The sequence below is a fragment of the Trebonia sp. genome, from assembly GCF_049794275.1.
Classification (GTDB): domain Bacteria; phylum Actinomycetota; class Actinomycetes; order Streptosporangiales; family Streptosporangiaceae; genus Trebonia.
This window is the reverse complement of the sequence record NZ_JBARCR010000421.1, coordinates 1-10,012: the sequence shown is the minus strand read 5'-3', so window position 1 is coordinate 10,012 and position 10,012 is coordinate 1. Positions and strand designations below refer to the sequence as shown.

Annotated in this window: 12 protein-coding genes; 4 read left to right on the top strand and 8 right to left on the bottom strand. The window is 69.6% G+C overall.

What is annotated here, in order from left to right:
- The coding region (locus WA805_RS11545; RefSeq protein WP_425242334.1) for a hypothetical protein at window positions 1-827 on the top strand (827 nt) is incomplete at its 5' end.
- A 113-nt stretch (window positions 828-940) separates the two neighbouring features.
- Here WA805_RS11545 and WA805_RS11540 read toward each other — a convergent pair.
- Window positions 941-1,345 carry a hypothetical protein gene (locus WA805_RS11540; protein WP_422289144.1) on the bottom strand — a complete coding sequence of 135 codons (405 nt, stop codon included), beginning with the start codon at window positions 1,343-1,345 and terminating at the stop codon, window positions 941-943.
- Between the two features lie 415 nt (window positions 1,346-1,760).
- Here WA805_RS11540 and WA805_RS11535 point away from each other — a divergent pair, with 415 nt between their 5' ends.
- Window positions 1,761-2,195: an SRPBCC family protein gene (locus WA805_RS11535; protein WP_422275879.1), complete on the top strand. Its 435-nt coding sequence runs from the start codon at window positions 1,761-1,763 to the stop codon at window positions 2,193-2,195.
- Here WA805_RS11535 and WA805_RS11530 read toward each other — a convergent pair.
- Window positions 2,192-3,667: an amidohydrolase family protein gene (locus tag WA805_RS11530; RefSeq protein WP_422289145.1), complete on the bottom strand. Its 1,476-nt coding sequence runs from the start codon at window positions 3,665-3,667 to the stop codon at window positions 2,192-2,194. The two genes, WA805_RS11535 and WA805_RS11530, sit on opposite strands and share 4 nt — an antisense overlap.
- A gap of 17 nt (window positions 3,668-3,684) precedes the next feature.
- Here WA805_RS11530 and WA805_RS11525 point away from each other — a divergent pair, with 17 nt between their 5' ends.
- Window positions 3,685-4,341 (top strand): DsbA family protein, encoded by a 657-nt coding sequence (locus WA805_RS11525; RefSeq protein WP_425242333.1) that lies wholly within the window; start codon window positions 3,685-3,687, stop codon window positions 4,339-4,341.
- 22 nt (window positions 4,342-4,363) lie between these two features.
- Here the strand turns inward: WA805_RS11525 and WA805_RS11520 are convergent, their stop codons facing one another.
- The 6 genes from WA805_RS11520 to WA805_RS11495 all read right to left on the bottom strand — a co-directional run bounded on the left by WA805_RS11520 (window position 4,364) and on the right by WA805_RS11495 (window position 9,441).
- Entirely contained in the window at window positions 4,364-4,807 is a 444-nt protein-coding gene (locus WA805_RS11520) for a GNAT family N-acetyltransferase (RefSeq protein ID WP_422289147.1), read from the bottom strand.
- The gene (locus WA805_RS11515) at window positions 4,804-5,754 is read right to left on the bottom strand and encodes a Gfo/Idh/MocA family oxidoreductase (protein ID WP_422289148.1); all 951 of its coding nucleotides are present in this window, start codon (window positions 5,752-5,754) and stop codon (window positions 4,804-4,806) included. The genes WA805_RS11520 and WA805_RS11515 overlap by 4 nt, the downstream gene beginning before the upstream one ends.
- A gap of 12 nt (window positions 5,755-5,766) precedes the next feature.
- Window positions 5,767-6,618, bottom strand: a complete 852-nt coding sequence (locus WA805_RS11510) for a class III extradiol dioxygenase subunit beta (protein ID WP_422289149.1) — start codon at window positions 6,616-6,618, stop codon at window positions 5,767-5,769.
- Between the two features lie 2 nt (window positions 6,619-6,620).
- Window positions 6,621-7,013, bottom strand: a complete 393-nt coding sequence (ligA, locus tag WA805_RS11505; protein WP_422278046.1) for a protocatechuate 4,5-dioxygenase subunit alpha — start codon at window positions 7,011-7,013, stop codon at window positions 6,621-6,623.
- A complete protein-coding gene (locus tag WA805_RS11500; RefSeq protein ID WP_422289150.1) occupies window positions 7,010-7,906 on the bottom strand; it encodes an amidohydrolase family protein in 897 nt (298 codons plus the stop codon). Before WA805_RS11500 ends, ligA begins: the two co-directional genes overlap by 4 nt.
- 125 nt (window positions 7,907-8,031) lie before the next feature.
- Entirely contained in the window at window positions 8,032-9,441 is a 1,410-nt protein-coding gene (locus tag WA805_RS11495; RefSeq protein WP_425242332.1) for an 8-oxoguanine deaminase, read from the bottom strand.
- 101 nt (window positions 9,442-9,542) lie between these two features.
- Here WA805_RS11495 and WA805_RS11490 point away from each other — a divergent pair.
- Window positions 9,543-10,012: zinc-dependent alcohol dehydrogenase (locus WA805_RS11490; protein ID WP_425242331.1), on the top strand; the 470-nt coding region annotated here is incomplete at its 3' end.

Genomic DNA, 10,012 nt, shown 5'->3' with positions numbered 1-10,012 from the left:
CCCACGTGACGCCGTCGACTGCGGGCCAGAACGGACCGGCCGCCTTCGTCGCCCGCGCACGGCAGGTGACAGCCCAGTGGGACCGATCTCACGCCGCTCGTGCCTGGCGGGCCGGCCTTGTCGTGATGGACGCATCTGACCTCACCCCGGTGCCATCCAAGGGCTTCAGCACTGGGCGTGAGAAGCTCGCGTTTATGTCGGGGCATTTCAGGCTGGCCGGGGTGCTGCCCGCCGGGCCGTTGCCGGGCATGGTCCGGTGGGCAAACGGCACCACGCTGCGGCTGCCGTTGCTGAGTGCCAGGGCCGCGTTCGCCGAACTGGCCGCGGAGCGCCCCTGCGCCGTTCCCAATGCGTGCGGCCAGCTCACCGTGACCGGCGCGGAGCCGGGTGTGGTAACCGTCCGAACCAGCCGGGGTCCGGCCAGTGTGCCTGCCTGGCGTTTCACGGTGGCCGGGCTGGGCTGGAAGGTCAGCGAGGTCGCCGTCGCGCGCAGCGCCTTCGTCGTCTTGCCCGGATACGGCCCGATCCCGCCCGCGGGCCGCGACACGCAGGGAGTAAGCGAGCTGACTGCGGTCTCCGGGAACGGCCGCGCCCTGAGACTCATCTTCATCGGCGGCGCATGCACCGCGGCCTGGGGTGCGTACAAGTACGAGAGCGGCAGCACGGTGGTTGTCGGCTCGTGGGAGCGCTCCTCCGCAAACGGGCCCTGCGCGGCCGTGGGCATTGGCCGCACCGTCCGCGTGACACTCGCCCGCCCGCTCGGCACCCGAGTGGTCCTGGACGTCGCGTCCGGCCTGCCGCTGGTACCGGGACTACCGATACCCTGACTGGCCGCGCCGTAAGGACAGCCGAAGCAGGTTGGCTACCTCTGCCAGCCCGCTGAGTCGCGACCCGAATGTGGGCGGCCAGCAGAATGCGTTGCCATGCGTCGGCGGGCGGGTCATGCGCCTGTCAGGCCTAGCGACTGGGTCCACTCGGCCGGGTGCTGGACGAGCTGGCCGTTGCTGGTGTACGCGGGCGGTCGCGGCCCGGTGTAGCGCACCGTGATCCTGGTGAAGTACGGCTCGCCCGGGTGCCCGGGCACCGGCTCGCTGCGCCACAGCGTGACAACGGCCGGATAGTCGATGAACTTCCCCTCCGCGCGGTTGGGTATGGCGTTGTTGAGCTCATGGACTCCGGTCGCGACGGCCTGCTGCGCGGTCCACCTCGTCCACACCAGATGGTCAAGGACGCTACCCGCGTCCGCGCAGGTGAGGATGTAGTCGGCCGGTTTCACCTGGCCGCGGCCCAGGCAATTGAACCAGACGGGGCTGGCCGCCGCCGACAGCGACGGGGGGGCCGGCATAGAGGCGCTCGCCGCTGGCGTCGGCGCGCTTGGCGTCGCCGCCGAAGCCGACGAGGCCGCCGAAACTGAAGAAGCCGACGGAGGTGCTGACGACGCCGCGGTCCCGGGCGCCGAGACGCCGGTCTGGGGGATGCTCCCGCACGCTGTCACGGCCAAGCCGAGGACCGTACCGGCGGCCGCCAGGAGACGATACCGCTTCATGTTGCCTCCTCAAGGAATTACATCTTGAGACGCCAGTGCGGGCCGGAGGTTGCGGGCCGAAAGGTCAAAAGGCTGGACCGTCACCCGGCCCCAGCCCGGCTGGCACCAGTGGACCACCCCCAACGGACGCACCTACACCCAAGGACCCATGCAGTACCCCGCGTGACACTAGGTCCTGAGCTGTTACGATCACCCTCAGTGAGGGGAGGCTGCCATGCCGCACGCCCAACGCACGATAGTGATAGCCCGCCCGCCAGCCGAGGTATACGCGTTCTTCGCCGACGCGGAAAACGACAAGAGCTGGCGCCCGGGGGTCGCGCTCATCCGTCGCGAGGGCCCGCTCGCCGTAGGCACTCGTTACACCCAGCGGATCGCCGGCCCCGGCGGCCGCCAGGTGGCCGCAGACGTCGAGATCACCGAGCTCGACCCCGACACGCGCGTGGCCTTCCGCGGCGTGGCCGGCCCGGTCCGCCCCGAAGGTGATTACTCCTTCGTACCGGCCGAGGGCGGCACAGCCGTGACGTTCACCCTGGACGCCGAGCTAACAGGGGTCAAGAAGCTCCTCATGGCCAAGCCCGTCCAGAAGTCCATGGATGCCGAAATGGCGAACCTGGACAAGGCGAAAGCCCTGCTGGAGTCCGGCGGCTAGAGCCAGGCGCGAACCGGCCTGCCGGGGCGGGCAGAGGTCACTAGCCGTGCGTCGGAAACAACGAACTCGCCGTTGACCAGGACGTGCCGGATCCCTGCAGACGGCCGGGTGGGATCGTCGTAGCTGGCCTGGTCGGAGATGCGGGCCGGGTCGAACACCACGATGTCGGCATCGCAGCCGTCAGCCAGGCGGCCCTTGCGGCGCATCGAGGGCACGTGGTCTTGCAGGAGCCGGGCCGGGAGCAGGCTGCACTTCGCCAGCGCCTCGGGCAGGCTCAGGGATCCGCCGTCGCGGGTGAGCACCCGGATCGACCTCGAAAACGTCCCTGCGGTCCGCGGATGGGTGAACGCCTCGCGCGGCAGCGGCCAGGCATCCGGCTCGGGAGCGGTCCCCATCCAGGTCAGCGGCATCGCGTCGCTGGCCACCACGGCGTCGGGAAACAGCAGGTACCGCAGCAGGAAATCCCGGTCGACCGGATCATCCTCGTCGAGATGCCGGATGATCACCAGGGCGCCAGGATCGGCCGCGCGAAGCTCCCGCAGCCGGTCCGCGGTGGCGATCCGCTCACCGGTCGGCGCGTAGGTGAGCGACGTCGGCTCGAGGCCGCGTTCGCGGAGCCGTTCCGGGGCGAGGAACGCGGCGCCGATTCCCGTCATGCCCGCGCCGTACGGGTACGCCTCGGTGCTGACTCGCGCGCCCGCCCGGCGCGCCCGCTCAACCAGGCCGAGCACCCGGTCGGCCTGCCGCAGTGTGGTGCTGTTGACGTGGCAGTAGTGCATGTGGGCGCCGGTTTCGCCCGCGGCGCGGACGATCTCCTCGGCCCCGTCGATGAGGGTGTCCGGGGCGAACTCGATCAGGTCACGAGAGTGCGTGAAGGTCGGGACACTGGCGTTCGCGGCGAGCGCGGCGACCGCGAGGTACTCCTCGGGCCGGGCCGCGGGGACGTAGCCGGCCAGTACGCCGATGCCGAGCGCGCCGTCGGCGATGTCGGCCTCCAGCCGGGCCAGGACACGGCGAACCTCAGGGCCGGTCGCGGCGCGCTGCCACCCTGGGCCCGCGACGTTGGCGAAGAGTGTCCGCAACTCGCCGTCCAGCCGGACCCCGTCGAGCACTTCCATCCGGGCCAGCGCCCACGACGTGGCGAAGCCGTAGTTGACCGGCCGGCCGGCCGCCGCGGTCCGTTCGTAGGCGATTCGTACCGGGGCGACGCCCGCCTCGAGTTCCAGGGCGGTCGTCACGCCGTCCATAGCCTGCAGCCGGGCGCCCCCAAGATCGAAAGCGTGGCTGTGCAGGTCGATGAATCCGGCGGTCACCACGTGCCCGGTGACGTCTAGTTCACGGCGCCCTGGCGGCAGTGCGGTGCCGACCTGCGCCACCCGGTCACCCGCGATCGCCACGTCGCGGACCGCGTCCAGTCCGGACTCCGGGTCGATGACGCGGCCACCGCGGAGCACGATGTCAAAGTTGACCATGCAACCGGAATACCCGAATGAAGGGGTGTGTTGCCGCGATCATGACGGAACAGGCGCAGTCCGCGGAAAATGTGCAGTTCTGGTTCGATCCGTTGTGCCCTTGGGCGTGGATCACCTCCCGCTGGATGCTGGAGGTGGAAAAGGTCCGCCCTGTCCGGACCGACTGGCGGATCATGTCGCTGGCCTACCTGAACCTCATCCAGCATGAGGGCAAGGGGCTGAGCGAGGAGTACGTAGAGCGGATGAGCAAGGCCTGGGGGCCGGTCCGGGTGGTCGCCGCCGCCGCGCAGCACAGCGGCCCCGGCGTCGTCGGGCCGCTGTACACGGCCATCGGCACCCGGCTGCACAACCAGGGACGCCGAGAAGACCCCAAGATCCTCCCGGAGGCGCTGGCGGAAGTGGGGCTGCCCGAGTCGCTGGCCAGCGCCGCCGAGTCCGACGAGTACGACCAGATCATCAAGGACTCCCACAACGAGGCGTTCGATGAGGTCGGCCTCGACGTCGGGACCCCGGTCATCCGCATTCGTGGCAAGGCTATGTTCGGCCCGGTCATCACGCCCGCGCCTAAGGGCGAGGCGGCGGGAGAGCTGTGGGACGGCTTGGCGCTGGTGATCAAGGCGGACGGGTTCTTCGAGCTCAAGCGCAGCAGGGACCGCAAGCCCTCCTTCGACTGAATCCCGCGGCGCCGCACCCCGCCTAGGCGGGAAGCTCCATGGTGTAGACGATGAAGCCGTGGTAGGTCGCCACCTTGTCGTACAGCAAGCGTGCGGTCGCGTTGTCCTGGCGGGTCTGCCAGTAGACGCTGCCGCAGCCGTGTGCGGCGGCCCACTCGCCCACCGCGCCGATCAGCGCCCTGGCGATGCCGTGGCCGCGATGTTCCGGCGCGGTATACAGGTCCTCCAGGTAGCAGAGGTCGTCGGGCGCCGTGGTGGTCGGGTGCGTCAGGAAATGCGTGATGCCGGCCAGCGACCCGTCCCGCCACGCCCCGAAGGCGTGCATCCGGGTGTCTGCCTGGAACTCGGCCCACGCCCTGTCGTACATCGACTGCGGATGGTCCTGCTCGTAGAACGCGACGTAGGCGCGGAACAGCCGCTCCCAGTCCGCCCGGTCCGCAGCGGCCAGCGGACCGACCGTGATCACCGCTGGCTCGCGAGCTGGGTCTCCAGCTCACCGAGCACCCGGTAGCAGCCGAGCACGCTGGCGATGCTGGAGTTCGGCTCGCGGCCCTCGTTGATCGCCGCGACGAACTCCCGGTCCTGCAGCTCGATGCCATTGGTCGAGACGTCCACGTGAGAGACGTCGATCGGCTCCTCGCGGCCGGTCACCAGGTCGTCGTACCGGGCGATGTAGGTGCCGTTGTCGCAGATGTAGCGGAAGAAGGTGCCGAGCGGGCCGTCGTTGTTGAAGCTGAGCGACAGCGTGCAGATCTTGCCCGAGGGGGTCCGCAGCTGGATGGACATGTCCATCGCGATGCCGAGCTCGGGGTGGATCGGCCCCTGCACCGCGTGGTGCAGCTGCGACTGCTCGCCGGCCTGGTACTGGAACAGGTCAACCGTGTGCGCGGCGTGGTGCCACAGCAGGTGGTCGGTCCAGCTGCGGGGCTGCCCGGCCGCGTTCATGTTCGTCCGGCGGAAGAAGTAGGTCTGCACGTCCATCTGCTGGATGGACAGCTCGCCGGCCAGGATGCGGCGGCGCACCCACTGGTGGGACGGGTTGAACCGGCGAGTGTGCCCGACCATGCAGGTCCGCCCGGTCTCCCGCTGCACGCGGTCGACTTCCCGCGCGTCCGCCCAGCTGTCCGCCACCGGGATCTCCACCTGCACGTTCTTGCCCGCCCGCATCGCGGCGATGGACTGGCTCGCGTGCAGCTGCGTCGGGGTGCACAAGATCACGGCATCTACGTCGTCGCTGGCCAGGACCTCGTCCAGGCTGGTCGTGGCCACGGGGACGCCGTACTTGCGGGCGACCTCCTCGGCCTGCTCCAGGCGCCGGCTGACCACCGCCGTCACGCTCACGCCGTCGATGTTCTGCAGGCCGTCGAGGTGCTTGATGCCGAAGGCACCGGTCCCGGCGAGCGCGATCCGCATGGGCTGAATCTCCTAAGCAGGCGTTTCGACGGACTGGAGCACAAGGTGGCCGACCGCCGTGTTGGAACCTGGAACGTGGTAGAAACGGTACAGTTCCTCGGCCTCGGGGCCGAGAGCACCCCGCATGATGAGCCACATCACCAGCTCGATGCCCTCCGCGCCGGCTTCCCGCACGTACTCCAGGTGCTTCAGCGTGGACAGGCCGTCCGGATCCTTGATCAGCCGATCCATGAACGCGCTGTCCCACGGCGTGTTGATGAAGCCCGCGCGCGGTCCCTGCAGCTGGTGGCTCATGCCGCCGGTACCCCAGATATGCACGTTGAGGTTCTCGTCGAACTGCTCCACGGCCCGGCGGATCGCCTTGCCGAGCATGTAGCAGCGGTGGCCGGTCGGCGGCGGGTACTGGACCACGTTCACGGCGAGCGGGATGACCGTGGTCGGCCACGCCTCGGGCTGGCCGTAGACGAGCGACAGCGGCACGGTCAGGCCGTGGTCGACCTCCATCCGGTACATCAGCGTGAGGTCGAACTCGTCGAGGATGAGCCCCTCAGCCAGGTGGGCCGCCAGGTCGGCACGGCCCTGGACGACCGGGACCGGCCGGGGCCCGTATCCCTCGTCGGCCGGGGGGAACTGATCGGCACAGCCGAGCGCGAAGGTGGGCACCAGCTCAGGCGTGAACGCCGACGCGTGGTCGTTATAGACCAGGATGATGACGTCGGGGACGTTCTGCTTCGCCCAGGCTTTCGTCCACTCGTACCCGGCGAACAGCGGCTTCCAGTAGGGCTCTTCGGTCTTGCCGAGGTCGATCGCGGCCCCGACGGCCGGGATGTGACTGGTAGTCAGCCCGTGTGTGATGCGAGCCATTCTCAGTTACCGTCCTTGATTGAGCGCCAGCCCTCCGGTGAGCGGCCGCCGTGGATCATCATCTGCTGGTATTCGTCGACGGGCATGCCCGTCATCGTGCTGACCGCCTGCAGGTAGCTCAGCCCGTCGGTAGCGAAGATCTTCGCGAGGAAGTAGATCTGCCCGCCGAGATCGATCATCTTGTTGTAGTCGCGATCGAGGACGGCCTGCTTCTGCTCCTCGGTCATGTTCGTCTCATCGAGGTAGGCGCGCTCGTTCGCCTTGAACCGCTCGCGGTTGGCCTCCTTCATGAGGCTCATGCAGAACTGGTTCAGCTCGTAGCCGGCTTTGGCGCGCTGCGCGGTGAACACCCGGGTGCCGGGGATGTCGTCGAAATCCGCGGTGTAGGACGTCATGAGTTCTCCCAGTACAGGCGCATCGGGTTGGCGACGAGCAGCTTGCGCTGCAGCTCTTCGGTAGGCGCGATCCGCGGGATGAGGTCGACGAGGTCGCCCTCATCCGGCATGTGGCTTTTCATGTTGGGATGCGGCCAGTCGGTGCCCCAGATCACCCGGTCGGGGAACGTCTCGGCGATGTGCCGGGCGAACGGGACGAAGTCGTCGTATCGCGGCGGACCGGAGACCGACAGCCGTTCGGCACCGCTCAGCTTGGCCCACACGTTCTCGTGTTCCCGCATCAGCTTCTGGAACAGGGCGAAGCCCTCGCCGTCGAGCGGCTGGGTCACGTCGGGCCTGCCGACGTGGTCGACCACGATGTCCGTCGGCAGTGACGTGAACAGGTCCCAGCGTTCGGCCAGGTCGGGAGCCTCGAAGTAGATGACGATGTGCCAGCCGAATTCCTTGATGAGGTCGACGAGGCCCCGGTAGTACTCGTCCGGCTTAGGGTCGGCGAGCCGTCTGACGAAGTTGAACCGGACGCCGCGCACGCCGGCCTCGTGCATGTCCGCCAGTTCAGCCCTGGTGACGCCCGGCTTGATGGTCGCGACGCCACGGGCCCGGTCATCGGACGCGAGCAGCGCGTCGACCAGCGCCCGGTTGTCCGCGCCGTGGCAGGTCGCCTGGACGATGACGTTGCGGTCGAAGCCGAGGAAGTCGCGCAGCGCGAACAGCTTCTCCTTCGGGGCGTCCACCGGCGTGTACTTGCGCTCGGGCGCGTAGGGGAAGACGTTCCCTGGCCCGAAGACGTGGCAGTGCGCGTCGACCGCGCCCGGCGGCAGGACGTAATCCGGCTTGCGCGGGTTCGCCAGGTAGACGAGCCAGTCAGCGTCGGGCTCGAAGGTGACGGTCATCCACAGCCTCTCTCATCGCTTACCTGCTTACGCCGGGCCGGGCGGGGATGAAAAGGGCTGGCGCCATAAGCCTTCCGGCTCGATACCGCACGAGAACCACAAATCCCACCGGATGAGGGCCCAGCTTACCGTCGCTGCCCCGACCCGCCGCTGGCCAGGCCCTGGACGCGCGCGGACGCCGCGGCGTGCCGCCGCAGCCTGTCCTCGATGTCGGCGCCGGGAACCGTGAGCTCCCCGTCGCGGACGAGCACCTTCCCTGCCACCACCGTGTGGCGAGCGCTGACCGGCCCGCAGCGCAGCCACGCCTCGACCGGGTCGATGAGCGCGCCGGCGTACCGCACGCCTTCCTGCGGCCAGCACACCAGGTCGCCGGCCGCGCCGACGGACAGCTCGCCGATCTCGCCGGTCCGGCCAAGGCAGGCCGCGCTGCCGCGAGTTGCGATGTCGAGCACCTCGCGGGCCGTCATCCCGCCGGGCCCGAGCCGCTGGCTGCCGAGCAGCAGCGCGGCCCGCGACTCGATCCACAGCGACGCGCTGTCAGTACAGGCGGACCCGTCGCAGCCGAGGCCGACCGGCGCGCCCGCCGCCCGCAACTCCCGGACCGGGGCGAAGCCGCCCCCGCCGATGAGCATGTTGGAGCTCGGGCAGTGCGCGACCCCGACGCCGGCCGCGCCGAGCCTGGTCACCTCCGCGGGCGACGGGTAGAGGCAGTGCGCCACCCAGGCGCGGGAGGTCAGCCAGCCGACCTCCTCGAACAGCTCGACGGGCCGCCGGCCGTACTGCTCCAGGCAGTACGTGTCCTCGTCAGGGTCCTCCGCGAGGTGAGTGTGCAGCCGGACGTCCAGCTTCTCCGCCAGCTCGGCGGTGCGCCGCATCAAGGCGGGGGACACCGAGAAGAGCGCGCACGGCGCCAGCGCCACCTGGACCATCGAGCAGAACGACGGGTCGTGATGCAGCTTGACCAGGCGCTCGCTGTCCGCGAGTACCTCGTCGTCGTCCTGCACCACCGAGTCAGGCGCGAGCCCGCCGTCCTTGACCGACACGGTCATCGAGCCGCGGGTCGGGTGGAACCGCATGCCGAGCTCGCGGGCGGCCGCGATCTCCGCGGACCACAGGTCGCCGCCGCCGCGCGGCGCGATGTACAGGTGGTCGGTCGTCGTGGTGCAGCCGCCGAGCGCGAGCTCGGCCAGCCCCACCCAGGCCGACAGGTACGCGGCCTCCTCGTCGATCCGCGCCCACAGCGGGTACAGCACGGTCAGCCACGAGAACAGCGGCCCGTTGATCGCCGGTCGGTAGGACCTGGTGAGGTTCTGGTACATGTGATGGTGGGTGTTGATCAGCCCTGGTGTCACCAGGCATCCGGACGCGTCGAGCGTGGTCGCGGCTTCCGGTGCCGGGTCGGCCGCCGCGCCCACGCCGGTGATCACGCCCGCGGTGATCGCCACCCACCCGCCGGGCAGCTCACGCCCGGCACCGTCGCAGACGGCGACTAGCTTGGCGTCGCGGACCAGCAGGTCGGCGATGCCGTCGCTCAAGCCGCCACCCCGGCCTCATTCGCGTATCCCAGCATGACCTAATCCCTGCCCCGCGCGGTGAACAGCCATTCCGCGACGCCTGCCCCGATACGATGACCAATGTGCGCGCGCTGGTGATCGATGGGCCGAAGTCGGCTGCGGTTCAGCACGTGGACGCGCCCGTCCCCGGCCCAGGGCAACTGGTCGTGGACGTGCACCGGGTGGGCATCTGCGGCACCGACATCGAGCTGTTCACCGCGGAGCTGGCCTATTTCGAACAGGGCAAGTCGCGCTTTCCGCTGGTTCCCGGCCATGAGTGGTGCGGGGTGGTTTCCGCCATCGGGCCAGATACCGACCCGGCGTGGCTGGGGCAGCGGGTCACCGGCGACACCATGCTCGGCTGCGGCCACTGCCAGCGCTGCAGGTCAGGCCGGCACCACGTATGCGCGGACCGGCACGAGATCGGGATCATGGGGTGGCCGGGCGCGCTGGCCGAGAAGGTGCTCGTCCCGGCCTGGAGCGTGTACCGGCTGCCAGACACCGTGGACGACCGCGCCGGCGCCATGGTCGAGCCCGGCGGGAACGCGTGGCG